Source organism: Allobosea vaviloviae, from assembly GCF_001298265.1.
Classification (GTDB): Bacteria; Pseudomonadota; Alphaproteobacteria; order Rhizobiales; family Beijerinckiaceae; genus Allobosea; species Allobosea vaviloviae_B.
In genome coordinates, this window is record NZ_LGSZ01000048.1 from 106497 (window position 1) to 130742 (window position 24246).

The 24246-nt window shown below is 66.5% G+C and carries 20 protein-coding genes; 12 read left to right on the top strand and 8 right to left on the bottom strand.

Annotated elements, in window-relative coordinates; translation table 11 throughout:
* Nucleotides 1-105: 105 nt before the first annotated feature.
* The 7 genes from AE618_RS16730 to AE618_RS16760 all read right to left on the bottom strand — a co-directional run bounded on the left by AE618_RS16730 (nucleotide 106) and on the right by AE618_RS16760 (nucleotide 8412).
* A complete protein-coding gene (locus AE618_RS16730) occupies nucleotides 106-1128 on the bottom strand; it encodes an ABC transporter ATP-binding protein (protein WP_054210476.1) in 1023 nt (340 codons plus the stop codon).
* A gap of 41 nt (nucleotides 1129-1169) precedes the next feature.
* The gene (locus tag AE618_RS16735; protein WP_054210211.1) at nucleotides 1170-3386 is read right to left on the bottom strand and encodes an ABC transporter permease; all 2217 of its coding nucleotides are present in this window, start codon (nucleotides 3384-3386) and stop codon (nucleotides 1170-1172) included.
* 30 nt (nucleotides 3387-3416) lie between these two features.
* Nucleotides 3417-4460 carry an ABC transporter substrate-binding protein gene (locus AE618_RS16740; RefSeq protein ID WP_054210212.1) on the bottom strand — a complete coding sequence of 348 codons (1044 nt, stop codon included), beginning with the start codon at nucleotides 4458-4460 and terminating at the stop codon, nucleotides 3417-3419.
* 90 nt (nucleotides 4461-4550) lie between these two features.
* Nucleotides 4551-5348 carry an inositol monophosphatase family protein gene (locus tag AE618_RS16745; RefSeq protein WP_156330316.1) on the bottom strand — a complete coding sequence of 266 codons (798 nt, stop codon included), beginning with the start codon at nucleotides 5346-5348 and terminating at the stop codon, nucleotides 4551-4553.
* A 2-nt stretch (nucleotides 5349-5350) separates the two neighbouring features.
* Nucleotides 5351-6349, bottom strand: coding sequence for an inositol 2-dehydrogenase (gene iolG / locus AE618_RS16750; protein WP_054210213.1), 999 nt, complete (start codon nucleotides 6347-6349; stop codon nucleotides 5351-5353).
* A 129-nt stretch (nucleotides 6350-6478) separates the two neighbouring features.
* A complete protein-coding gene (locus tag AE618_RS16755; protein WP_054210478.1) occupies nucleotides 6479-7270 on the bottom strand; it encodes an SDR family oxidoreductase in 792 nt (263 codons plus the stop codon).
* A 131-nt stretch (nucleotides 7271-7401) separates the two neighbouring features.
* Nucleotides 7402-8412 carry a GlxA family transcriptional regulator gene (locus AE618_RS16760; protein WP_054210214.1) on the bottom strand — a complete coding sequence of 337 codons (1011 nt, stop codon included), beginning with the start codon at nucleotides 8410-8412 and terminating at the stop codon, nucleotides 7402-7404.
* A 75-nt stretch (nucleotides 8413-8487) separates the two neighbouring features.
* Between AE618_RS16760 and AE618_RS16765 the strand changes: the two genes are divergently transcribed.
* From AE618_RS16765 to AE618_RS16805, 9 genes are all read left to right on the top strand, one after another.
* On the top strand, nucleotides 8488-9738 hold the full coding sequence (locus tag AE618_RS16765; protein ID WP_054210479.1) for a sarcosine oxidase subunit beta family protein: 1251 nt from the start codon (nucleotides 8488-8490) through the stop codon (nucleotides 9736-9738).
* A 247-nt stretch (nucleotides 9739-9985) separates the two neighbouring features.
* On the top strand, nucleotides 9986-10261 hold the full coding sequence (locus tag AE618_RS16770) for a sarcosine oxidase subunit delta (RefSeq protein WP_054210215.1): 276 nt from the start codon (nucleotides 9986-9988) through the stop codon (nucleotides 10259-10261).
* Nucleotides 10258-13254, top strand: a complete 2997-nt coding sequence (locus AE618_RS16775) for a sarcosine oxidase subunit alpha family protein (protein WP_054210216.1) — start codon at nucleotides 10258-10260, stop codon at nucleotides 13252-13254. The genes AE618_RS16770 and AE618_RS16775 overlap by 4 nt, the downstream gene beginning before the upstream one ends.
* Nucleotides 13247-13885: a sarcosine oxidase subunit gamma gene (locus AE618_RS16780; RefSeq protein WP_054210217.1), complete on the top strand. Its 639-nt coding sequence runs from the start codon at nucleotides 13247-13249 to the stop codon at nucleotides 13883-13885. The genes AE618_RS16775 and AE618_RS16780 overlap by 8 nt, the downstream gene beginning before the upstream one ends.
* An 87-nt stretch (nucleotides 13886-13972) precedes the next feature.
* Nucleotides 13973-14836 carry a formyltetrahydrofolate deformylase gene (gene purU / locus AE618_RS16785; protein WP_054210480.1) on the top strand — a complete coding sequence of 288 codons (864 nt, stop codon included), beginning with the start codon at nucleotides 13973-13975 and terminating at the stop codon, nucleotides 14834-14836.
* Nucleotides 14837-15048: 212 nt separating this feature from the next.
* A complete protein-coding gene (locus tag AE618_RS16790) occupies nucleotides 15049-16836 on the top strand; it encodes a peptide ABC transporter substrate-binding protein (RefSeq protein ID WP_054210218.1) in 1788 nt (595 codons plus the stop codon).
* 157 nt (nucleotides 16837-16993) lie between these two features.
* The gene (locus AE618_RS16795; RefSeq protein WP_054210219.1) at nucleotides 16994-17953 is read left to right on the top strand and encodes an ABC transporter permease; all 960 of its coding nucleotides are present in this window, start codon (nucleotides 16994-16996) and stop codon (nucleotides 17951-17953) included.
* Nucleotides 17919-18860: an ABC transporter permease gene (locus AE618_RS16800; RefSeq protein ID WP_054210220.1), complete on the top strand. Its 942-nt coding sequence runs from the start codon at nucleotides 17919-17921 to the stop codon at nucleotides 18858-18860. The genes AE618_RS16795 and AE618_RS16800 overlap by 35 nt, the downstream gene beginning before the upstream one ends.
* 42 nt (nucleotides 18861-18902) lie before the next feature.
* Nucleotides 18903-20753, top strand: coding sequence for an ABC transporter ATP-binding protein (locus tag AE618_RS16805; protein ID WP_156330317.1), 1851 nt, complete (start codon nucleotides 18903-18905; stop codon nucleotides 20751-20753).
* Nucleotides 20754-21051: 298 nt separating this feature from the next.
* Here the strand turns inward: AE618_RS16805 and AE618_RS16810 are convergent, their stop codons facing one another.
* On the bottom strand, nucleotides 21052-21519 hold the full coding sequence (locus AE618_RS16810) for an Lrp/AsnC family transcriptional regulator (RefSeq protein WP_054210221.1): 468 nt from the start codon (nucleotides 21517-21519) through the stop codon (nucleotides 21052-21054).
* Between the two features lie 161 nt (nucleotides 21520-21680).
* Here AE618_RS16810 and AE618_RS16815 point away from each other — a divergent pair, with 161 nt between their 5' ends.
* The 3 genes from AE618_RS16815 to AE618_RS16825 are packed head-to-tail and all read left to right on the top strand — an operon-like array spanning nucleotide 21681 to nucleotide 24245.
* A complete protein-coding gene (locus AE618_RS16815; protein WP_054210222.1) occupies nucleotides 21681-22706 on the top strand; it encodes an ABC transporter substrate-binding protein in 1026 nt (341 codons plus the stop codon).
* Between the two features lie 4 nt (nucleotides 22707-22710).
* Entirely contained in the window at nucleotides 22711-23463 is a 753-nt protein-coding gene (locus tag AE618_RS16820; RefSeq protein ID WP_054210223.1) for an ABC transporter permease, read from the top strand.
* Nucleotides 23439-24245: an ABC transporter ATP-binding protein gene (locus AE618_RS16825; RefSeq protein ID WP_054210224.1), complete on the top strand. Its 807-nt coding sequence runs from the start codon at nucleotides 23439-23441 to the stop codon at nucleotides 24243-24245. Before AE618_RS16820 ends, AE618_RS16825 begins: the two co-directional genes overlap by 25 nt.
* Nucleotide 24246 lies beyond the last annotated feature (1 nt).

Here is a 24246-nt window from a genome sequence, read left to right on the forward strand (position 1 = left end):
ATCGCTACATTTTCATTAGCCAACTCATCGTTCATGCCAGCGAAACGTGCTGATTTTGCGGCAAAGCGGCCGGCATTTTTGCGCAGATGCGGTGTTTTTGCCGATTCAAGCGGGCGGAATCAGCGTCACACCGGAGCCGGCGAAGGAAAGGCTGACCGGCGTCCCAGGCTCCAGCATCGCGTGATGGCCGTACTGGATGACGAAGAGCTCGCCGACCGGCGTCTCGACCATGATGTCGAGATGGTTGCCGAGATAGGCGCATTTGCTGATCGTGCCGGGCAATGAGGACTGCCCCACCTGCCCCGACAGCAACAGGCTTTCCGGCCGGATCGCCACCTTGGCCGGGCCTGGGCCGAGCCCGCGTGCCGGCAGGGACACGCTGGCTGGACCGATGGCGACGTCGGCGCGACCATCGACGACGGCCGTGACAGTGACGTCGATCAGGTTGGCGTCGCCGATGAAGTCGGCGACGAAGGCGTTGGCCGGCTCCTCGTAGAGCGCGCGCGGCGCGCCCTGTTGGGCGATCTTCGCGTTCGACATCACGATGATCTTGTCGGAGACGGCCAGCGCCTCCTCCTGATCATGCGTGACATAGGCGACGGTCAGGTTGAGGTCCTGCTGCAGCTCGCGAATCTCCTCGCGGACACGGCGGCGCAGCTTGGCATCGAGGTTGGAGAGCGGCTCGTCGAAGAGCAGGACCTGCGGCTCCAGAACCAGCGCGCGCGCCACGGCGACACGCTGCTGCTGGCCGCCGGACAATTCGGACGGGTAGCGGTTCTCGAAGCCCTTCAGGCCGACCAGCGCGAGCTTGTCCAGCGCCATCTCGCGGGACTTCTCCTTGCCGAGCCCCTTCACGGTCGGGCCGTATGCCGCGTTCTCCAGCACGCTCATATGCGGAAACAGCGCATAGGACTGGAAGACCATGCTGACGTCGCGGTCGGCGGCCGAGAGCCTGGTCACGTCCTGCCCGCCGATCAGTATCTGGCCATCGCTGGCGATCTCCAGGCCTGCGATCATGCGCAGCGTCGTGGTCTTGCCGCAGCCGGACGGGCCGAGCAGCGTCACCAGCTTGCCGGCCTCGACGGTGAAGCTGACATTGTCGACCGCCGTCACGCTGCCATAGCGCATCGAGACATTGCGGAATTCGACGGATGCGGGGCCGGCCTTGGTCAACTTGCTGCTCCCTGCGTGATGGGGTCGGACACCGAGCTGTTGAGCGCGGCGACCTTGCGACGGCCGAGCTTGCGCTCGCCGACGCCGAGCTGGATCAATCCGATGCCGAAGGCCATGAAGACGATCAGAACGGAGGAATAGGCGATGGCCAGGCCGAACTCGCCGGCCTCGACGCGCCCGACGATATAGGCCGTGGCGAGGTTGTACTCGGCCGAGACCAGGAAGATCACGGCGCTGACCGCCGTCATCGAGCGCACGAAGGAATAGACCAGCGCCGAGACCAGCGCCGGCCGCAGCAGCGGCAGCACGACCCGCCAGAGCGTGGTGAAGCTGCGGGCGCGCAGCGTCGTCGAGGCCTCGTCGAGGCTCTTGTCGATCTGCGAGAGGCCGGCGATGCCGGAGCGCACGCCGACGGGCATGTTGCGGAAGACGAAGGCGATGATCAGGATCAGGCCGGTGCCGGTGATCTCGATCGGCGGGACGTTGAAGGCCAGGATATAGGCGACGCCGAGCACGGTTCCGGGAATGGCGAAGGACAGCATCGTCGCGAATTCGAGCATTCCGCGCCCTCCGAATTTCTGGCGCGTCAGCAGATAGGCCGTGAGCAGGCCGATCACCGCCGTCAGCGGCGCCGAGATCGCTGCGACCTTGATCGTCGTGAAGAAGGAGTTCCAGGCCGAGCCCTGGAAATAGATGCCGTTGCTGAAGTCGATGGCGAATCCGGTGGCGTAGTGCTCCAGCGTCGGGGTGTGGTTGCGTCCCATCGACTTCACGAAGCCGCCGACGAGGATGACGAGGTAGATCACGAAGGTCAGCGCGACCCAGGGCACGATCGCGGTCGTGGCGAGCCAGGTGATGCGACGCGGCAGCGGGGTCGGCAGGCCGGAATCGCCCTTGCCGGTGACGGTCGTGTAGGATTTCCCGCCGAGCCAGCGCTGCTGCACCCAGAAGGCGCCGAGCGTGAAGGCAAGCAGGATGATGGCGAGCACCGCCGCCTGGCCCTGGTTGTAGGCAGCGCCGACCACGGCGAAGAAGATCTTGGTCGAGAGCACCTCGAAATTGCCGCCGAGCACCAGCGGATTGCCGAAATCGGCCATGCTTTCGACGAAGCCGAGCAGGAAGGCGTTGGCGATGCCGGGCTTGAGCAGCGGCCAGGTCACGGTGCGGAAGGTCTGCCAGCGCTTGGCGCCGAGCGTCTGCGAAGCCTCCTCCAGGCTGGGCGAAATGCCCTGGACGACGCCGATCAGGACGAGGAAGGCGATCGGCGCGAAGGCCAGCACCTGCGCCAGCAAGACGCCCGGCAAACCGTAGAGCCAGCGCGAGCGGGCTATGCCGAACCATTCGTACAGAAAGGTCGAGATCACGCCGGCCCGGCCGAAAAGCAGGATCAGCGCCAGGCCGATGACGAAGGGCGGGGTGATGATCGGCAGCACCGTCAGCGCCCGCATCACGCGCTTTCCGGGCATGCCGGTGCGCAGGATCAAGAGCGCGCAGGCGAGGCCGAGCAGGGTCGTGATCACGCCGCAGAGCACGGCCAGCACCAGCGTGTTCCAGGCCACGCCGCAATTGACGTTGGCGCTGAGGCAGCCGAGCCCCCAGATCGAGGAATCGAAGAAGCGCGCGAAGAAGGCCGACGGCGCGAAGGCGCCGCTCTGGTCGACCAGCGCACTGCGCAGGATGGTCGAGACCGGAAAGAAGATGAACAGCCCGATCAGCAGGATGACGATGCCGATCGAGCAGGTCGTGAACAGGTCGCCCCGGCAGATGCCGCGATAGGCCAAGCCATGGCAGAGCAGCAGCAGCAGCGCGACGACCGTGACGAAGGCGCCGCCGCCCATGCCGCGCTGCGTCGCGCCCGTGCTGCCGAGCAGGGCGGCGAGCCAGGGAATGCCCTGGTTTTCGAGCGCGATCGCAAAGCCTTGCGCGAAAAGCAGCGCCAGGCCGAGCGCGCCGGCCCAGATCAGGACCGTCGCGGTGCGGGCCGCGTCGCGGCTGGCGACGAAGGCGGTGATGGCCGCGAGCGCGGCGCCGATGGGCAGGAGCCACGGCGCCTGCCCGGAGAGGCCGAGCGCAAGCGCGCTGCCGGCCTTGCCGAGCGGATAGCCGGCGGCCCAGTCCAGGCGCGTCAGGCTCATGCCCTCGACGAAGTACCAGGGCAGCACGGCATAGCCGAGCCAGCCGAGCAGCAGCGCAAGCTTCGTAGCGGAACGCATCGATGCGGCTCCCAGCCGTCCGGGACGGATTTACTTCGGCAGCGCCTTCACGTCCTTGTCCCATTTGGCGAGCAGGCGGGTGCGCTCGGCCGAGGAGCCGTATTTCACGAAGTCGTAGTCGATCAGCTTCATCTGATCCATTTTCGGCGACTGCGCCGGAACCGGCGAGGCCTTGTTCGACGGCAGCTGATAGGACTTGGCCGGGCCGGCGAGGGCCTGGGCGACCGGGGTCAGCGCCCAGTCGTAGAACTTCTTGGCGTTGTCGAGATTGCGCGCGCCCTTGACGATCGACATCGAGCCGATCTCGTAGCCCGTGCCCTCGCAGGGCGCGACCGGCTTGATCGGGTCGCCCTGCACCGCGAAGACGACCGCGTCATGGATGAAGACGATGCCGACGGCCGTCTCGCCGAGGCTCGCAGCCTTGGCAGGAGCCGCGCCCGACTTGGTGTACTGGCTGACATTCTTGTGCAGGGCCTTGAGGTATTCGAAGCCCTTGTCCTCGCCCATCAGCTGCACGACGGTGGCGAGCAGGTTGTAGGCGGTGCCCGAGGAGTTGGGGTCGGCGACCTGGACGTCGTCCTTGAGCTTGGCGTTGAGCAGGTCGGCCCAGCATTTCGGCTCGGGGATGCCCTTCGACTTGATCTGCTCGGTGTTGAAGCCGAAGCCGAGAGCGCCGGCATAAATGCCGATCGAACGCTGCTTGGCGGCCTTCCACTGGTTCAGCGACCAGTCATGCAGGTCCTTGTTTAGGGGAGAGGTGTATTCCTGGGTCAGCCCTTCCTCGGCTGCCTGGAGATGGGGATCACCCGTACCGCCCCACCAGACGTCGCCGCGCGGGTTGGAGGATTCCGCCTTGAGCTGGGCATAGATCTCACCCGCCGATTTGCGGGTCATCGCGACCTTGATGCCGGTGTCCTTTTCGAAGGCGTTGGACATGGCGCGGCACCACTCCTCCTGGACGCCGCAATACATCACCAGCGACCCCTGTGCGCTGGCGGGAGCGGCGGAGAAAGCGGTGGCAGCGACGGCTGCAAGCGCAAAGAGGCTCGCCTTGAGCCCGGACCTGGTGTGCATCGAAACCTCCCTGATGAGAACCTGCGTTCTTCTGTGGTTGCAGTGAAACTGAGACGAGTTTTCCCGAAAGATCAACGCATATCGTGCTGGCTAACGAATTCCGGTGATCGCCTCCAGCTCGGCCTTCAGCGCGGGCGTGCAGCACAGCACCGGATTGCCCTTTGAGACGCCTTCGCCGGCAAAGAAGTCATTCACCGCCGCGCCCGCCTCGCTGGCGATGACGAGGCCGGCGGCGACGTCCCAGGCGTTGATGTGCAGCTCGGCATAGGCCTCGCTGCGGCCGATCGCGACATGGCAGATGCCGAGCGCGCCGGAGCCCGAGCGCTTCATCGAGGCGCCCGCCTTGTAGCCGCGCTCGATCACCGCGAGATAGTTTTCGGCCGGCACGCGCGTCGACCAGCCCAGTTCGACATAGGCGCGGGTGATATCGGTGGCTCCCGACACCTTGATCGGCTGGCCGTTCATGGTGGCGCCCTGCCCGCGCCGGGCGCAGTAGACCTCCTGCATCGCCGGGGCGGCGATAATGCCGATCTCGGGCACGCCGTTCAAAAGGAAGCCGATCGAGATGCACCAGTTGCGGTCGCCGCGGGCGAAGTTCGAGGTGCCGTCGATCGGATCGATGATCCAGACCGCGTCGGAGGCCATGCCGCCGCCCTCCTCGCCGATGATCGCGTCCGTCGGGAACAGGACGGCAAGGCGCTGGCGCAGGAAATCCTCAACCTTGCCGTCGGCGACGGTCAACCAGTCCTGCGCGCCCTTCATGGTGATGCCGAGGCTGTCGCTCCTGTTGAAATAGTCGAGCGCCATGCGGCTGGCTTCGCTGACGAGGCCGAGGACGGCATAGTAGCGCAGTTCCAGTTCTGCAGAACTCATTGTGGCCTGGCTCATGCTCAGGCTTCCGTCAGCGAAACAGTGACCGGCTTGCCGGTCTTCGACGATTCCGTCGCGGCGTCTGCCAGGATCTGCGCCTTGAGCCCGTCGAGACCAGACGGCGTCGGTGCCTTGCCGCCCTTGCAGGCGGTGAAGAAGGCGTCGAGCTCGGCGCGGTAGGCGGCGGCGTAGCGCTCCAGGAAGAAGTTCTGGACGGGATCGGCCCGGAAGCCCTGCCCCGTCGCGCTTTCAACCGTCGTCTCATGGATGTTGCCGGCGCGCAGCATGCCCTTGGAGCCGTGGACCTCGATGCGCTGGTCATAGCCATAGGTCGCGCGGCGGGAGTTCGAGATCTGCGCGATCCTGCCCGAGGCCGTCTTCATCAGCACGGCGGCGGTGTCGACATCGCCGGCCTGCCCGATGGCGGGATCGACCAAAGCCGAACCCAGCGCGAAGACCTCGACCGGCTCCTCGGCCAGCAGGAAGCGGGCCATGTCGAAATCATGGATCATCATGTCGCGGAAGAGCCCGCCGGAGCGCTTCACATACTCGACCGGCGGCGGCGAGGGATCGCGCGAGATCACGCTGACGATCTCGATCGCGCCCGCCTCGCCTGCTCTCAGCCGGCTTTCGAGCGCGGCGAAATTCGGATCGAAGCGGCGGTTGAAGCCGATCATCAGCGGCTTGCCGGTTTTTTCCACCGTGACGAGGCAGCGGCGGATGCGGGCCGAATCGAGATCGACCGGCTTCTCGCAGAACACCGCCTTGCCAGCCGAGACCGCGGCCTCGATCAGGTCGGCATGGGTGTCCGTGGGAGTGCAGATCAGCACCGCGTCGATGCTGCCATCCGACAGGATCGCATCCGCGCTCACGGCCTTCGCGCCGGTTGCCGCAGCGAGTGAGGCGGCAGCGTCCGGCATGGCATCGGCGACCGCGACCAGATGCGCATCGGGCCGCGCCACGACGTTCAGTCCATGGATGCGCCCGATCCGCCCCGCGCCCAGCAATCCAACCTTCATGTTTAAAATCCTGTCTTCATGGTCATTTCCGCCTTCCGTCATTGCGAGGAGCGAAGCGACGAAGCAATCCAGGAGCCGCAGAGTTCTACGCCCTCTGGATTGCTTCGCTTCGCTCGCAATGACGACATCCTAGTCATGCGCGCCCAGAATCGTCTGGTCGAAATCGATGTTGGAGCCCGTCAACAGCCCGGATTCGTCCGACGCCAGATAGGCCACCGCGCGGGCGACCTCGCGGGGATCGACCAGGCGCCCGAAGGGCTGGCCGGCGGCGGCCTCGTCGAGCCAGCCATCCTGCGCGCCATGGCGGCGGCGCATGATCGCATCCTCGCCCGGCGTCGCCATCCAACCGATATTGAGGCCGTTGACGCGGATCCTGTGGGCCAGCAGGCCGTAGGCTGCATTCTTCGTCAGCGTCGCCAGCGCGCCCTTGGAGACGCTGTAAGCGGAGAGGAAGGGCTGGCCGCCATGGGCCGACATCGACTGGATGTTGACGATGGCCCCGGTGACGGCCTTCCGGCGCATCAGTTCCGCGGCGTCCTGGATCAGGAAGAAGGGCGCGCGCAGATTGACCGCCATGATGCGCTCGTAGAGCTCGGGCGTGGTGTCGAAAACCGTGCCGCGATCGGTGTCGCCAGCCGCGTTGACGAGGATGTCGAGCCGCCCGAAGGCCTGTTCGGCAGCGGGAACGATTGTCCTGACGGCAGCGAGATCGGACAGGTCGACGGCGTGGAAACGCGCGTCGCAGCCCTTAGCCCGGAGGCTCGCCGCGACGGCCTCGCCGCGCTCGCGGCTGCGGCCGGTCAGCAGCAGGCCGGATGCACCGCGCGCCGCGAGTTCGCGTGCCACGGCTTCGCCCAGCCCCTGGCTCGCGCCGGTGACGATGGCAAACCGACCGGCGAGAGCCCGGCTGTGCGACGGCAGTTCAGGCACTGATGCGCTTCTCCCAGCGTAAACGGCACAGTTCGTTGATTTGTGCTTCTTATGGAATAATCATTCCATTTTTCGATGCAGCAAGTCAAGGCCGGCTGGATCCTGCAATCGTCCGGCGAGTCTCAGCGCAGGGCCTTGCCTGCCAACGGCTCGCGCTCGGCGCGCGGCGGGTGCCCGAAGCGCCGACGATAACCCCGCGAGAAATGGCTGGCGCTGACGAAGCCGCAGGCGAGCGCGATCTCCAGCACGGAGAGCGAGGTCTGGCGCAGCAGGTCGCGGGCGCGGTCGAGGCGCAAGCCGAGATAATGCTCGCCGAGCGAGCGGCCGAGATGATGGCGGAACAGGCGCTCCAGCTGGCGCAGCGAGACATTGGCGGTGCGCGCCAGTTCCTCGCGCGAGAGCGGGTTCTCGAGGCTCTGCTCCATGCAGCCGACGACGCGCAGCAGCGGCGCATGGCTGATGCCGAGGCGTTCGCGCAGCGGCATGCGCTGCGGCCCTGCGCCCTCGCGGACATGGGTCTGCAGGAACCATTCGCTGACGGCGAGCGCGAGTTCGCTGCCATGCTCGCGGGCGATGACGGCGTGCATCATGTCGAGCGGGGCGGTGCCGCCGCTCGATGTCAGGCGGTCGCGGTCGATCTCGTAGAGCGAGCGGCGCAGGTCGAGCTCCGGATAATCTTCCAGGAAGGCCGGCGCGTGCTCCCAGTGGATGGTGAAGCGGTAGCCGTCGAGGACATTGGCCCGGGCCAGGACATAAGGCCCGCCCGAGACACCGCCGAGCCTGACCCGGTGGCGGGCCAGGTTCCGCAGCCAGGCGAAGGTCGGGGCATGGTGGAAGACCGCCGGATTGCCGCCGGCGCAGACGATGACATAGTCGAAGCGCATCTGCGCGCCGACCGCGTGGTCCGCGCGGATGCTGACCCCGTTCGAGGCGGTGGCCGGCTCGCCGTCGATCGAGACATGGCTCCAGCGGTAGAGGTCGCGGCCCGAGAGGCGATTGGCCGCCCGCAGCGGCTCGACCGCCGAGGCATAGGCCAGCAAGGCGAAGTCCGGAATCAGCAGGAAGCCGACATGAGCGGGCTTGCGCTCGTTTCGACTGTCGCCTGCGGATAAGTTCGTGTCGTCCGTGGTCATGTCCGGAAGCCTATGTCCGCCAATCTCCGGCTGACAAGGCCGTTGACGCTTTCTCTGACCCTGACCGGACCGCCGATGCGCTATTCCGTCTTCTCCCTGCTCGCCCAGACGCTCAAGGGCCACAAGGGCTGGCAGCCGACCTGGCGCGATGCCGTGCCCAAGCCCGAATACGACGTGCTGGTGATCGGCGGCGGCGGGCACGGGCTGGCCACCGCCTATTATCTCGCGAGCCGGCACGGCATCCGCAACGTCGCGGTGATCGAGAAGGGCTTTATCGGCTCCGGCAATGTCGGGCGGAACACCACGATCATCCGCTCCAACTACCTGCTGCCGGGCAATACGCCGTTCTACGAGCTGTCGATGAAGCTGTGGGAAGGGCTGGAGCAGGACCTCAACTACAATGCGATGGTGAGCCAGCGCGGCGTTTTGAACCTCTACCATTCCGACGCCCAGCGCGACGCTTATGCCCGGCGCGGCAATGCGATGCGGCTAGCCGGCGTCGATGCCGAGCTGCTCGACCGCGAGCAGGTCCGCGCGATGGTGCCCTTCCTCGACTATGAGAACGGCCGCTTCCCGATCCAGGGCGGCCTCCTGCAGAAGCGCGGCGGCAGCGCCCGGCATGATGCCGTCGCCTGGGGCTATGCCCATGCGGGCGACCGCAACGGCGTCGACATCGTCCAGAACTGCGAGGTCACGGCGATATCGATGGAGAACGGACGGGCCGTCGGCGTCGAGACCACGCGCGGGCCGATCCGGGCGAAGAAGGTGGCGCTCGCCGTCGCCGGCAACTCGTCGCGGGTCGCGGCCATGGCGGGCCTGAGGCTGCCGATCGAGAGCCATGTGCTGCAGGCCTTCGTCTCGGAAGGCGTCAAGCCGCTGATCGACACGGTCGTGACCTATGGCGCCGGCCATTTCTACGTCAGCCAGTCCGACAAGGGCGGGCTCGTCTTCGGCGGCGACATCGACGGCTACAATTCCTACGCGCAGCGCGGCAACCTGCCTGTCATCGAGGACGTGATGGAATCGGCGATGGCGCTGTGGCCGGGCGTCGGCCGCATCCGCATGCTCAGGCACTGGGGCGGCATCATGGACATGTCGATGGACGGCTCGCCGATCATCGACCACACGCCGGTCGCGGGCCTCTATCTCAATGCCGGCTGGTGCTATGGCGGCTTCAAGGCGACGCCGGCCTCGGGCTTCTGCTTCGCCCATCTGATCGCCCGGGACGAACCGCATCCGGTCGCCGCCGCCTATCGGCTCGACCGCTTCGCGACCGGCCGCGTCATCGACGAAAAGGGCGTCGGCGCCCAGCCGAACCTGCATTGAGGCCGGTGATGAACGGTCTTGCTTTCATGAAGTGCGACCCCGCTGTCTCCCCTCCCCCTTGTGGGGAGGGGTTGGGGGTGGGGGGCGGAAAGCCAGCGCGACGGTTTATCCGTTCTCGCACAATCGCCATTGCCAGCCATCCAACTGAGACCGCACTCACCCGGTCGCTCGCCCCCCATCCCCATCCCTTCCCCACCAGGGGGAAGGGAGGAGCCCTGCCTGCCCGCGTCGAGGTTGAGAGCTGATCATGCGCATCACCTGCCCCTATTGCGGCGCCCGCGACGCCCAGGAATTCGGCTATCTCGGCGATGCCAATCCGCAGCGCCCGGACGGCATGGATGCGACGGAAGCCGCCATGCACGACTATGTCCACCTGCGCGACAACCCTGCCGGGCGGCATCGCGAACTCTGGTATCACGGCGCCGGCTGCCATGCCTGGCTGGTGGTGACGCGCGACACGCGGACCCACGCGATTGAGGCCGTCGAGGTCGCCAGGAAGACCAAGGCGGGAGCAGCCGCATGAGCACGCAAGCATCCAACAAGCAGCCTTGCCGCCTCGGCTCCGGCGGCGTGATCGACCGGACGCAGACGCGGTCCTTCCGCTTCGACGGCAAGCGCTATGAGGGCTATGCCGGCGACACGCTGGCCTCGGCGCTGCTGGCCAATGGCATCAGGCTGGTTGGGCGCTCGTTCAAATATCACCGCCCGCGCGGCATTCTCTCGGCTGGACCGGAGGAGCCGAACGCGCTGGTCGAACTGCGCGCCGGCGCCAGGCGCGAGCCCAACACCCGCGCGACCGTTGCCGAACTCTATCACGGGCTCGAAGCGCGCAGCCAGAACCGCTGGCCCTCGCTCGCCTTCGACCTGCTTTCGGTCAACGGGCTGGTCTCGCCGGCGCTGGTGGCGGGTTTCTACTACAAGACCTTCATGTGGCCGGCCTCCTTCTGGGAAAAGCTCTACGAGCCGCTGATCCGCCGGGCGGCAGGCCTGGGCCGTGCGGCCGGTCATGAAGACCCCGACCATTACGAGAAGGCCTTCGCCTTCTGCGACCTGCTGGTGATCGGCGGTGGGCCGGCCGGCCTGTCGGCGGCGCTGGCGGCCGGACGCTCGGGCGCCCGCGTCATCCTCTGCGACGAGGATTTCCGGCTCGGCGGGCGGTTGCTGACCGAGAAGCGCGAGATCGACGCGCGTGCCGGCAGCGAATGGATCGCCGATGCGCTCGCCGAGCTTGCGAGCATGCCCGACGTCACGATCATGCCGCGCAGCACGGTCTATGGCGTCTACGACCATGGCATCTATGGCGTGGTCGAGCGCGTCTCCGACCATCTGCCGGTGCCATCCGCGCATCAGCCGCGCCAGCGCGCCTGGCGGATCAACGCCAGGCGCGCGATCCTGGCGGCGGGTGCGATCGAACGGCCGATTGTCTTTGCCGGCAACGATACGCCCGGCGTGATGCTGGCGGGCGCGGTCCGGGCCTATCTCAACCGCTACGGCGTGCTGCCGGGTCGCCAGGCGGTCGTGTTCACGACGGGCGATGACGGCTGGGCGACGGCGCGCGATCTCGCCGCGGCCGGCGCGAGCGTCTCGGCGATCGTCGATCCGCGCAGGGAGATCGACAGTGCGCTGACCCTGCTCGCGGGCAAGATCGGCGCGCGGGTCATCACCGGGGTCGTCGCCAGCGCCTCGGGCGGGCGGGCATTGCGCTCCATCACGGTGCGCGAGGCATCGGGCCGCGAGCATTCCATCCCCTGCGACCTGCTTGCCGTCTCCAATGGCTGGAACCCGACGCTGCACCTGACCTCGCATCAGAACACGCGGCCGGTCTGGGATGAGAGCATCCATGCATTCGTGCCGGATGCCTTGCCGGCAGGGCTTGCCGTCGCCGGGAGCGCGGCCGGGCGGCTCTCGCTCGCGCAGGCGCTGGAGGATGGCGCGCGGCTCGGAGCGGAAGCGGCGAGCGCTTGCGGCTTCACGCCCAGGGCCGAGATGCAGCCGCCCAAGACCGATCCCGAAAGCCTTGGTTTGTCGCCGGTCTGGCGGGTGAAGGGCGGGAAAGGCAAGGCCTTCGTCGATTTCCAGAACGACGTCACCGACGGAGATATCGAGCTGGCGGCGCGCGAAGGCTTCAAGCCGGTCGAGCATCTCAAGCGCTACACCACGCTGGGCATGGCGACCGACCAGGGCAAGACCTCCAACATCGCCGGCCTGGCCATCATGGCCGAGCAGACGGCTAAGACGATTCCGCAGACCGGCACGACGATCTTCCGGCCGCCCTATACGCCGGTCGCGATCGGCGCGCTGGCCGGCCACCACCGTGCCAGGGATTTTCGCCCGACGCGGCTTTCGCCCACGCATGACTGGTCGCGGGAACAGGGTGCCGTCTTCGTCGAGGCCGGCCCATGGCTGCGGGCGCAGTATTATCCCAGGCCCGGCGAGAGCGACTGGCTGACCACCGTCAACCGCGAGGTCAGGGCGGTGCGCAGCACTGTGGGCATCTGCGACGTCTCGACCCTCGGCAAGATCGACATCCAGGGCGCGGATGCCGCCGAATTCCTCGAGCGCGTCTACATCAACGGCTGGAAGGCGCTGCCGGTCGGCAAGGCGCGCTACGGGCTGATGCTGCGCGAGGACGGTTTCGTCATGGATGACGGCACGACCTCGCGGCTCTCCGAGACGCATTTCCTGATGACCACCACCACGGCCAATGCCGGCAAGGTGATGCAGCATCTCGAATTCTGCCATCAGGTGCTCTGGCCCGATCTCGACGTGGCGATGGTCTCGGTCTCCGAGCAATGGGCACAAGCCTCGATCGCCGGCCCGAAGGCGCGCGCCGTCTTGCAGGGCGTCGTCGATCCGCAGCACGACCTCTCCAACGAGGCCTTCCCCTATCTCGCGGCGCGAGCCGTGACCGTCGGCGGCGGGCTGCCGGCACGTCTGTTCCGAATCTCGTTTTCAGGCGAGCTGGCCTACGAGCTCGCCGTCCCGGCCGAGCAGGGCGAGGCGATGATGCGGGCCTTGATGGCCGCCGGCGCCGAGCACGGCATCACACCGTACGGCACCGAGGCGCTCGGCGTGATGCGGATCGAGAAGGGGCATGTCGCCGGCAACGAGCTCAGCGGCCAGACCACGGCGCGCGATCTGGGCCTCGGCAAGATGATGTCGTCCAAGAAGGATTATGTCGGCCGGCTGATGGCGAAGCGCGCCGCGCTGGTCGAGGCTGACAGGCCGATCTTCGTGGGGTTTCGCCCGGTGAACCGCAGCGAGCGGCTGCGGGCCGGCGCCCATTTCATCGGCATCGGCAAGGCGGCGACGATGGAGAACGACGAGGGCTACATGACCTCGGTCGCCTATTCTCCCCATCTCGGGCACTGGATGGGCCTCGGCCTGCTCAGGAACGGGCAGGCCCGCATCGGCGAGCGGGTCCGGGCCTTCGATCCCGTCCGCAACGGCGATATCGAGGTCGAGATCTGCAACCCCGTCTTCCTCGACCCGGAAGGAGCGCGCCTCCATGGCTGACGCTACGACAGCGATCTGGGCGCCTCGCAGCGCCTGGGCCGGCATCCTTCACGAGGGCCATATCGGTCTTGCCGGTTCGACCAGCATCACCATCGCGGCCCGCGACGGGCTCGGCATCGCCAGCCTGATCGCTCCGGCCGCCGGCGAGGCGGCGCTAGCCGAGGCTGTGAAAGCCGCATTCGGGCTCGACCTGCCGGCGACACCCGCCATCGCCCGAGCCGGACATCATGCGGCGGTCTGGGCCGGGCCGGGCCAATGGCTGCTTCTGGCCGAGACCCGCAGCGGCTTCAGCGACGCGCTGCAAGCGCTGTCGGGCGTCGCAGCCGTTGCCGAGCAGAGTTCCGGGCGCGCTGCGCTGCGCCTGTCCGGGCCTCGCATCCGCGACGCCCTGGCCAAGGGCTGCATGCTCGATCTGCACCCTGTTGCCTTTCCTGTCGGCATGGCCGCCTTGACAAGCATCGCCCATATCGGCGTGCATCTCTGGCGGGCGCAGGACTGCCCGGAGGGAGCGGTCTTCGAGATCATGGTGGCACGCAGCTTCGCCGGCAGCTTCTGGTCCTGGCTTTCTGCCTCGGTGGCGGAGTTTGGTTGCGACATCGTCGCCAGTGGAGCGTCGATCGGGCGAGGTTGAGTGCAGCGTGTCGCGCGCCAGCCTCTCTATCGTTTCCGTCCCGTCTTCCGCTCCAGCGAAGGGCCGCCCCATCCGGCGGCGTCAGCCATGTCCGACCGCACCGCCATCCTCACCCTGTCCTGCCCCGACCGGCCGGGCATCGTCGCCGCCGTGTCGACGCTGCTGTTCGAGGCCGGCTGCAACATCCTCGACGCGCAGCAGTTCGACGATATCGAGACCGGGCGCTTCTTCATGCGCGTCGTCTTCGACCGGCTCGACGAGAGCCGCTCGCATGAGGCCATCGCGGCCTCCGTCGGCGATCTGGCACAGCGCTTCGGCATGGATGTCAGCCTGCGCGAACGTGCGGCGAAAAAGCGCGTCATGCTGCTGGTCTCGAAGTTCGACCACTGCCTGACCGACCTCATCTATCGCTGGCGTATCGGCGAATTGCCGATGGAGATTTCGGGAATCGTCTCCAACCATGGCCGCGAGCACCTGTCCTCGACCGATCTCGGCGATATACCCTTCCACCACATGCCGGTGACGCGGCAGACCAAGATGGAGCAGGAGGCAGAGATCTGGCGGCTGGTGCAGGAAACGAAGACCGATCTCGTCGTGCTGGCGCGCTACATGCAGATCCTGTCGGACGGTTTCTCAGCCAAACTGCTCGGGCGCTGCATCAATATTCATCACTCGTTCCTGCCCGGCTTCAAGGGCGCCAAGCCGTATCACCAGGCGCATGAGCGCGGCGTGAAGCTGATCGGGGCGACCGCGCATTACGTCACGCCCGATCTCGACGAAGGCCCGATCATCGAGCAGGACGTGGAGCGCATCTCGCATCGCGACATGCCCGAGGATCTCGTGCGCAAGGGCCGCGACATCGAGCGCAGGGTGCTGGCACGTGCTGTGCTGCACCATCTCGAAGATCGGGTTATCCTCAACGGAAAGAAAACCGTCGTTTTTCCGGATTGAGACGCATAAAATTGCGACTCATCGGCCGGCTAAGACGTAAACGTTCGTCTGTTTGAAGTCCCGGCCAGCCGCCCTGCGATGGGCGCACGTTTGCTCTGCGCTGCACAGTTGACGCTTTCGTTGGCACATGGCTTGCTGAGGGCGACCGAGAGGGAAAACGGCGCAGCAAGCGCCGGACAACCGGCATTGAGCTCATGAGTGGAGACAATCTTATGAAAGACCAGGATCTGGGCAAGCTGATCGCCCGCGTGAAGGACGGTGCCCTGTCGCGGCGCTCCTTCATCAAGAAGGCGGCGGCCGTCGGACTGGCCGCCCCGTTCGCCAACCAGCTGCTGGCCTTCAACGGCGTCGCGATGGCGGACTCCACCCTGCCCTACAAGCCGACGAAGGCCGGCGGCGGCGGCCCGCTCAAGATGCTGCTCTGGCAGGCCCCGACGCTGCTGAATCCGCATTTCGCCTCGGGCACCAAGGACCAGATCGCCTCGCGCATCTTCTACGAGCCGCTCGCCGGCTGGGACAAGGAGGGCAATCTCTTCCCGCAGCTCGCGGCCGAAATCCCGAGCAAGGCCAATGGCGGCCTCTCGGCCGACGGCAAGGAAGTGATCTGGAAGATCAAGCCGGGCGTGAAATGGCATGACGGCAAGCCCCTCACCGCCGACGACGCCGTCTTCACCTGGGAATATGCCGCCGATCCGGCGACCGCCGCCTACACCACCGGCGCCTACAAGGACATCAAGGTCGAGAAGATCGACGACCTGACGATCAAGGTGATATTCAAGGCGCCGACGCCGTTCTGGGCCGACCCCTTCGTCGGCGTCGCCGGCATGATCATCCCCAAGCATCACTTCGGCGAGTACAAGGGCGCCAAGTCGCGTGAGGCTCCGGCCAACCTGAAGCCCGTCGGCACCGGCGCCTACAAGTTCGCCGAATTCAAGCCGGGCGACATCCTGACCGCCGAGCGCAACACCGAATACCACGTCAAGAACCAGCCGCATTTCGACAAGCTCGAGGTGAAGGGCGGCGGTGACGCGGTCTCGGCGGCGCGCGCCGTGCTGCAGACCGGCGAATACGACTATGCCTGGAACCTCCAGGTCGAGGACGAGGTCCTCAAGCGCATGGAGACCGGCGGGCGCGGCAAGATCAGCGCCGTGGCGTCGGGCGACATCGAGTTCATCATCCTCAACACCACCGATCCGTTGACCGAGGTCGATGGCGAGCGCTCCAGCATCAAGACCAAGCACCCGACCCTGTCGGATCCGAAGGTCCGCGAGGCGATCAACCTGCTGATCGACCGCGACTCGGTTCAGAAGTTCATCTATGGGCGCGGCGGCGTTGCCACGGCGAGCTTCGTGAACCAGCCGGCGCAGTTCAAGTCGAGCAAGCTGAAATACGAGTTCAACGTCGACAAGGCGAACAAGATCCTTGATGAGGCCGGCTACAAGAAGGGCTCCGACGGCATCCGCGAGAAGGACGGCAAGAAGCTCAAATACGTCTTCCAGACCTCGATCAACGCGCCGCGCCAGAAGACGCAGCAGATCATCAAGCAGGCCTGCCAGCGCGCCGGCATCGACCTCGAGCTGAAGTCGGTGACGGCGTCGGTGTTCTTCTCGTCGGACGTGGCAAACCCCGACACCTACACCAAGCTCTATGTCGACATGGAGATGTACACGACCACGCAGCCCCAGCCCGACCCGGAGCGCTTCCTCAACCAGTTCGTCTCCTGGGAGGTCGCCACCAAGGAGAACAAATGGCTGGGCCGCAACGTCTCGCGCTACACCGACAAGGAAGCCGACGCGGCCTATCTGGCGGCCCAGAAGGAACTTGACCCCGCCAAGCGCGCCGCGCTGCTGATCAAGGTCAACGAGATCTTCTGCGAGGCCCATGTGGTTCTGCCGCTGCTGTCGCGCACGCGCGTCGCCGCTGCGCTGAACAACCTGTCGCATGATCACAGCGGCTGGGACGTCGATACCTGGAACCTCGCAGCCTGGTATCGCAGCTAAGACCGAGGGGAGCGGGCAGCCCCGCGCGGCGCGCGCCGCGCGGGGAGGCGCCGCTCCCTCTTTATTTTTGACGAAGCGGAGACGCCCGGCATCCTGATGACCGGCGGTCCGCTGTTTGCGGTGTTGTGAAGACCGCGTTCGAAAAGAGTTCTGTTTGATGGGCGCTTACCTGCTGAGGCGAATGCTGATTGCTATTCCGAGCCTGCTCGGCATCAGCCTGATCCTGTTCACCGTGCTCGCCCTGGCGCCGGGCGATCCGTTTTCGGAGATGGCGACCAATCCCAATGTTCCCCCTGAAGTGCGCGAGGCGCTGCGGGCCAGTTTCGGCCTCAACGACCCGATCATGGTGCGCTATCTGCGCTGGCTCTCGAACATGGTGCAGGGCGACTGGGGCTTCTCCTTCGCCAGCCGAATCGACGTCGACCAGTTGATCCTGCAGCGCGTTCCGACGACGCTGTTCGTCGTCGGCTCCTCGCAGATCCTGGCCTTGTGCATCGCGCTCCCGGTCGGCATCTATGCGGCGACGCGGCCCTATTCGGTGTTCGACCAGGTCGCCAACACGCTGGCCTTCGTCGGCTTCTCGCTGCCGACCTTCTTCACCGGCCTGCTGCTGATCCTGATCTTCTCGGTGACGCTCGACTGGTTCCCCTTCGTCTACCGCTCCGACCTCGCGGCGACCGGATGGCGCTGGTACTGGGAGATGTTCCGGCAGGCGATCATGCCGATCACCGTGCTCGGCCTGTTCCAGGCGGCCTCGTACACCCGCTATGTCCGCTCCGCCGTTCTCGACGTGATCCGGCTGGACTACGTCACCACCGCCCGCGCCAAGGGCCTCGGCGAAAAGACCGTGACGCTGCGCCACATCACGCGCAACGCGCTCATCCCGGTCGTCACGCTCGTCGCGCTGCAGATGCCTGCCGTGTTCGGCGGCGCCATCGTCACCGAGCAGATCTTCCGGATTCCGGGGATCGGCTCGCTCCTGATCGACGCGATCCTGGCCAACGACACTCCGGTCATCATGGCCGTGACCTTCGTCTTCGCCTGCCTCGTCGTCCTGTTCAATCTCATTGCGGATCTGCTTTATGGCTGGCTCGACCCTCGCATCTCCTTCAGCTGAGCCCATGTCGGGCCCGGCTCAGACGAGCGCTGCCACCTCGCCAGGGCGCGAGACCTGGAAGCGTTTCCGTCGTCACAAGCTGGCGATGGCCAGCAGCTTCGTGCTCGCCACGCTGATCCTCGGCGTCGTGATCGGCCCCTGGCTGTGGCCGGTGGCGATCAACGACATCGATTTCTCGGCGCAGCTCCAGACCCCCTCCTGGGCGCACCCGTTCGGCACGGACGATCTCGGCCAGGACCTGCTGGCGCGGATGATCTATGGCGGGCGGATCTCGCTCGCCGTCGGGCTGGCGGCGATGTTCGTCGCGACCTTCTTCGGCATCGTCATCGGCGCGGTCGCCGGCATGTCGCGCGGCTCTGTCGACAACTTCCTGATGTGGCTGACGGACCTGTTCCTATCGCTGCCGCAGCTGCCACTGCTGCTGCTGGTGATCTATTTCTTCCGCGAGCAGCTCAAGGCGGCCTTCGGCGTCGAAGGCGGCGTCTTCGTCCTGATCGTCGTGGTCATCGGCGGGTTGAAATGGATGCCCGTGGCACGGCTTGTGCGTGCCCAGTTCATGTCGCTGCGCGAAAAGGAGTTCGTCGAAGCCGCCAAGGCCCATGGCGCGACGAAATTCCGCCAGATGGTCCACCACATCCTGCCGAACGCGATCGGCCCCGTGATTGTCGCGGCCACGATCGAGGTGTCCTCGGCCATCATCGCGGAATCGACGCTGTCCTTCCTCGGGTTGGGCTTCCCGCCGGATATCCCGACCTGGGGGCGCCTGCTGTTCGATGCCAAGGACCATCTCGATTCCGCGCCGCACTGGGCGCTGTTTCCGGGCGCGGCGATCTTCCTGACCGTGCTCTCGATCAACTTCATCGGCGACGGTCTGCGCGACGCGCTCGATCCGCGCCGAGTCATCTAACGCAGCAAGGCATCTGACCTTGAACCTTCGGAAGGCATCCGCATGACAACGCCCATCCTGTCCGTCTCCAACCTGACCACGTCGTTTCGGGTCGAGGGCCTGTGGAAGCCGGTCGTCCGCGGCGTCTCCTTCGACATCGCGCCCAAGGAGACCCTGGCGGTCGTCGGCGAATCCGGCTCGGGCAAGAGCGTGACGGCGTTGTCGATCATGCGGCTGACACCGCAGGGTTCGAGCAAGATCGAGGGCTCGATCAAGCTCGCCGGCCAGGAATTGCTGACGCTGCCCGAGCCGCAGATGCGCAAGATCCGCGGCAACGACGTCGCGATGATCTTCCAGGAGCCGATGACCTCGCTCAATCCTGTGCTGACGATCGGCTTCCAGATCGCCGAGGCGCTGATCCTGCATCGCAACATGTCGCGCTCGGAGGCCGAGGCCGAGACGGTGCGCCTGCTCGAGAAGGTCCGCATCCCCGCCGCCAAGTCGCGCTTCCACGAATATCCGCACCGCTTTTCCGGCGGCATGCGCCAGCGCGTGATGATCGCCATGGCGCTCGCCTGCAAACCCAAGCTCCTGATCGCCGACGAGCCGACCACCGCGCTCGACGTGACGATCCAGGCGCAGATCCTGCAGCTGATCAAGCTGCTGCAGGAGGAGGAGGGCATGTCCGTGCTCTTCATCACCCACGACATGGGCGTCGTCGCCGAAATCGCTGACCGCACGGTCGTGATGTATAACGGCCAGGCCGTCGAGACCGGGGCGACGGAGGACATCTTCGCGCGCGCCGAACACCCCTATACCCGTTCGCTTCTGGCCTCGGTGCCCAAGCTCGGCTCGATGGAAGGCCGCAAGCGGCCGATGCGCTTCCCCGTCGTCGACCGCGCCACGGGCGAGTCGGACGTACCGACGGAGACGCCCGACACCGTCAAGGCCGCCGAGCGGCCGGTGCTCGAGGTCTCCGACCTGACGACGCGCTTCGAAATCCGGTCCGGCCTGCTGGGCTCGGTCACGGGCCGCGTCCATGCGGTCGAGAACGTCTCGTTCAGCGTCCAGGCCGGCGAGACGCTGGCGCTGGTCGGCGAATCCGGTTGCGGCAAGTCGACGACAGGCCGCTCGGTGATGCGCCTGATCGAGCCGCTGTCGGGCTCCGTGCTGCTCGACGGCGTCGATGTGCTCAAGCTCAACCAGACCGATCTGCGCGAGCAGCGCAAGCGCATGCAGATGATCTTCCAGGACCCCTTCGCGTCGCTGAACCCGCGCATGAATGTCGGTGCAGCCATCGCCGAGCCGCTGCTGATCAACAAGCTCGCGACCCGCTCGGAAGCCCGCGACCAGATCGCCGAGCTTCTGCGCCGCGTCGGCCTGCAGCCCGACATGGCCAGCCGCTTCCCGCACGAGTTCTCGGGCGGCCAGCGCCAGCGCATCTGCATCGCACGCGCACTGGCCGTCGAGCCCCGGCTGATCGTGGCCGACGAGGCCGTCTCGGCGCTCGACGTCTCGGTCAAGGCGCAGGTCGTCAACCTGATGCTGGAGCTGCAGGCCCGCATGGGGCTGGCCTATCTCTTCATCTCGCACGACATGGCGGTGGTGGAGCGCGTCAGCCACCGGGTCGCGGTGATGTATCTCGGCGAGATCGTCGAGATCGGCCCGCGCGAGGCGATCTTCGGCAATCCGCAGCACCCCTACACCAAGCGCCTGCTCGCCGCGGTTCCGATCGCCGATCCGACCCGCCGCCACGAGAAGACCCCGCCGTCCAACGACGAAATCAAGAGCCCGGTGCGCGCGCCGGACTTCGTTCCGCCGATCCGCCAGTTCCGCGAGGTCTCGCCGGGCCATGCCGTGATGATCTGGGGCGAGGAATGGGAGAAGAAGACGATCGAGGCCGTCGCCGCCTGATCGGGCGACGCTGGCGCGAGGTTTTCCGCAGGATCGGAACCCGAAGGGGCGGGCACGACACGTGCCCGCCCCTTCTTCATTGGGCATCGGGTTCGCTGGGTATCGAGCGGCCGGCTCGGGAGACGCGACGTCGTCCCGGGCTTGACCCGGAACCCATTCCGGAACGCTTACGATCCCGCTTCAGGCATGGATCCCGGATCTCCGCTGCGCTGCGTCCGGGATGACACGCGCTTCCAGCACGAGGCGAGGCGCTCTGGCGTCAGGGACGAGCAGAAGGGAGGGAGCCCGATTGAGAGGCTCACGGCTTCGGCAGATCCGGCACGCGATAGGCGGTCGTCGACTTGATCCGCTCCATGGCGAAGCGCGAGGTGACGTTCTTCAGGGGAATCGTCTCGATCAGCTTCTTGTAGAAGCCGTCATAGGCCGACATGTCGGCGACGACGACGCGCAGCATGTAGTCGACATCGCCGGCCATGCGATAGAACTCCATCACCTCCGGCATGGCGGAGACCATCTGCGCGAACTTCTCGAGCCAAGGCCCGGAATGGTCTGATGTCTCGATCTGGACGAAGACGGTCAGACCAAGTCCGATCTTCTCCGGCGCCACCAGCGCCACGCGCTTGAGGATGACGCCGGACTGCTCCAGCTTCTGGATGCGCTTCCAGCAGGGCGTCTGCGAGAGCCCGACCCGATCGGCCAATTCGGCGATCGAGATATTGGCGTCACCCTGCAGCACCGTCAGGATTTTCCGGTCTATCGCGTCCATTCTCTTCCATCCAGCCAATAGAGAACATTCATATCGTCATCAGTGATAATAAGAGATACTTTTTCTTTTTAAGCGGCGTCTCTTGTATTCAGATAGAAAATCCTTTTCTGAGACTGTCAATAGGCGTCTTTTCGACGCCTCCAAGTTGAGGATTTTCGACCATGGATCGCCGCCAGTTCCTGCTTGCAGGCTCCAGCCTGGTCGCCGCCGCCCCCTTCGCGCCGGTCCTCGCACAGGCGCCCGTCGCAGCCCGCATCGGCTACATCCCGATCATCGGCACGGCGCCTGTCTTCGTTGCCCAGGGCGAGGGCTGGCTGAAGGAGGCCGGGATCGCTGCGAGCTTCACCGTCTTCGAATCCGGCCCCAACATGATCCAGGCCTTCGCCTCGGGTACGATCGACTTCTACCTCGCCGGCATTGCGCCTCTGGCGGTCGCGCGCTCGCGCGGCGTCGATGTGCGGGTGGTGGCCGCGACCGCCATTGCGGAGAACGTCTTCGTGGCGGCGCCGGCCCTGGCGAAGTTCTTCACGCCGGGCGCGGCGCCGGCCGCAGCCTTCAAGGCGCACAAGGCGGCGACCGGCAAGGCAGCGCGGCTGGCCACACAGCCCGCCGGCTCGGTCCCCAACACCGTGCTGCAATACTGGCTCTGGGAGGTCGCGAAGGCCGAGAAGGGCGATGTCGAGATCGTGCCGATGGGGATCGACGCGACGCAGCAGGCGGTGCTCGCCGGCGCTGTCGAGGGCGGCATCGTGCGCGAGCCGGCGCTGACCATCGTCCAGACCCGCAACCCCGGCATCAGGCTGATCGCGGGCGGGCAGGAGCTCTTCCCGGGCCAGCCCGGTACGGTCGTCGCCGGCTCCGGCGCCTTCGTCACCAAGAATCCCGAGGCGGTGCAGAAGCTCGTCGACAGCCTGGTGCGCGCCGCCGATCTGATCGCCAAGAACCCCGACAAGGCCGCGCCCCATGTCGGCGCCGCGCTCGGCAAGGGCATCGTCGACCCCGCTTTGATCCGCAAGGCGCTGGTCTCGCCGGCCTCGACCTTCGAGATCGACCCGCGCAAGATCATCGAGCCCTCGCGCGCGATGCAGGCCTACCAGGTCAAGCTCGGCTCGCTGGAGAAGGAACTGCCCTTCGACGGGTTGTTCGAGACACAGTTTTACGAACGCGCCGTCAAGGCGGCCGGCTGACAGCATGGCCTCGCTCCGGGCGCCCGCCCTCGCCTTCCTGGGCCTTGTCGCCTTCCTGCTGCTGTGGGAGGCGATCCCGTTCTTCGGGATCGTCAACCCAGCTTTCCTGCCGGGTCCGAGCGTGCTGCCAAAGGCGTTCCTGTCCGAAATCCGGTCCGGCGCCTGGCTCTCGGCGATCCTCGGCTCGCTCTGGCATTACTTCGTCGGGCTCTTCACCGGCTCGCTGTTGGGGGCCGCACTCGGCGTGCTCGTCGGCATGTCGCGCACGGCCGAGGAGGCCACCGCCTGGGTCGTGCGCGTGCTGCGGCCGATTCCCGGCCTCGCCTGGGTGCCTTTCGCGATCATCTGGTTCGGCGTGAACCCGTCTGCCGCCGTCTTCATCATCGCGATCGGCGTGTTCTGGATCGTCTTCTTCGCGGCGCAAGGCGCAATCCGCGGCGTCGACCGCGACCTGATCGAGGTGGCCGACGCCTTCGGCTTCCGCTCGCCCTGGCAGCGCCTGACCAAGATCCTGCTGCCGGCAGCGATGCCCGGCATCCTCGTCGGCGTCAGGACGGCGCTCGGGCAGGCCTGGATGGCCGTCGTGGCCGCCGAGATCTTCGGCGTGGCCGGCGTCGGCCAGCGCATGATGCAGGCCTCCAGCCTGCTCGCGACCGACATCGTCGTGGTCTACATGCTCACCATGGCCGGACTTTACGGGTTCCTCGACACCCTGTTCGTCGCCTTCCAGAAATGGGTGCTGCGTTGGAAAGCGTGATCGACAAGAGCGTGAGCGACAAGACCGTGATCGAGATTCGGGGCCTCTCGCTGACCTTCACCCGCGACGGCGAGCAGACCGAGGTGCTGCGCAGGCTCGATCTGTCGGTGGCGCGCGGCGAGTTCCTCGCCATCGTCGGGCCGTCGGGCGTCGGCAAGTCGACGCTGCTGCGCGTCATCGCCGGGCTGGCGAAGCCGAGCGCCGGCGAGGTCGCGATCAACGCGCGCGACGCAACCCGCCGGCCGGTCGCTCTGGTCTTCCAGGATTCCCGCCTTCTCCCCTGGCGCAAGGTCGTCGTCAATGTCGGCTTCGGCCTGGAAGGCCAGGTTCCGCGCGCGGCGCGGCTGGCCAAGGCGCAGGAGATGCTCGATCTGGTGGGATTGGGCTCGCTGGCGCAGCGCTGGCCGCATCAGCTCTCCGGCGGCCAGCGCCAGCGCGTCTCGCTGGCGCGGGCGCTCGCGGTCGATCCCGAGATTCTGCTGATGGACGAGCCGTTCTCGGCCCTCGACGCACTGACCCGCGAAAGCCTGCAGGACGAACTGATCCGCGTCTGGCAGCGCACGGGCAAGACCGTGCTCTTCGTCACCCACGATATCGACGAGGCCGCCTATCTCGCAGACCGGGTGGTGATCCTGTCCGGCGCGCCCGGCCAGATCATCGCCGAGCACCGCATCTCCGAGGCCCATCCGCGCAAGCGCGGCGGGGCGGCGGAAGCCGACATCGTGCGCGCCATCCGGCTGGGGCTGGGGGCCGATACGGTGAGCGACGGCGCGGCGATCTGAG

Excerpts from the sequence above, each read along its gene's own strand:
- AE618_RS16730 (WP_054210476.1), bottom strand. The coding sequence starts at position 1,128 with ATGCGCTATGGCAGCGTGACGGCGGTCGACAATGTCAGCTTCACCGTC.
- AE618_RS16735 (WP_054210211.1), bottom strand. The coding sequence starts at position 3,386 with ATGCGTTCCGCTACGAAGCTTGCGCTGCTGCTCGGCTGGCTCGGCTAT.
- AE618_RS16740 (WP_054210212.1), bottom strand. The coding sequence starts at position 4,460 with ATGCACACCAGGTCCGGGCTCAAGGCGAGCCTCTTTGCGCTTGCAGCC.
- AE618_RS16745 (WP_156330316.1), bottom strand. The coding sequence starts at position 5,348 with ATGAGCCAGGCCACAATGAGTTCTGCAGAACTGGAACTGCGCTACTAT.
- iolG (WP_054210213.1), bottom strand. The coding sequence starts at position 6,349 with ATGAAGGTTGGATTGCTGGGCGCGGGGCGGATCGGGCGCATCCATGGA.
- AE618_RS16760 (WP_054210214.1), bottom strand. The coding sequence starts at position 8,412 with ATGACCACGGACGACACGAACTTATCCGCAGGCGACAGTCGAAACGAG.
- AE618_RS16765 (WP_054210479.1), top strand. The coding sequence starts at position 8,488 with ATGCGCTATTCCGTCTTCTCCCTGCTCGCCCAGACGCTCAAGGGCCAC.
- AE618_RS16770 (WP_054210215.1), top strand. The coding sequence starts at position 9,986 with ATGCGCATCACCTGCCCCTATTGCGGCGCCCGCGACGCCCAGGAATTC.
- AE618_RS16775 (WP_054210216.1), top strand. The coding sequence starts at position 10,258 with ATGAGCACGCAAGCATCCAACAAGCAGCCTTGCCGCCTCGGCTCCGGC.
- AE618_RS16780 (WP_054210217.1), top strand. The coding sequence starts at position 13,247 with ATGGCTGACGCTACGACAGCGATCTGGGCGCCTCGCAGCGCCTGGGCC.
- purU (WP_054210480.1), top strand. The coding sequence starts at position 13,973 with ATGTCCGACCGCACCGCCATCCTCACCCTGTCCTGCCCCGACCGGCCG.
- AE618_RS16790 (WP_054210218.1), top strand. The coding sequence starts at position 15,049 with ATGAAAGACCAGGATCTGGGCAAGCTGATCGCCCGCGTGAAGGACGGT.
- AE618_RS16795 (WP_054210219.1), top strand. The coding sequence starts at position 16,994 with ATGGGCGCTTACCTGCTGAGGCGAATGCTGATTGCTATTCCGAGCCTG.
- AE618_RS16800 (WP_054210220.1), top strand. The coding sequence starts at position 17,919 with ATGGCTGGCTCGACCCTCGCATCTCCTTCAGCTGAGCCCATGTCGGGC.
- AE618_RS16805 (WP_156330317.1), top strand. The coding sequence starts at position 18,903 with ATGACAACGCCCATCCTGTCCGTCTCCAACCTGACCACGTCGTTTCGG.
- AE618_RS16810 (WP_054210221.1), bottom strand. The coding sequence starts at position 21,519 with ATGGACGCGATAGACCGGAAAATCCTGACGGTGCTGCAGGGTGACGCC.
- AE618_RS16815 (WP_054210222.1), top strand. The coding sequence starts at position 21,681 with ATGGATCGCCGCCAGTTCCTGCTTGCAGGCTCCAGCCTGGTCGCCGCC.
- AE618_RS16820 (WP_054210223.1), top strand. The coding sequence starts at position 22,711 with ATGGCCTCGCTCCGGGCGCCCGCCCTCGCCTTCCTGGGCCTTGTCGCC.
- AE618_RS16825 (WP_054210224.1), top strand. The coding sequence starts at position 23,439 with ATGGGTGCTGCGTTGGAAAGCGTGATCGACAAGAGCGTGAGCGACAAG.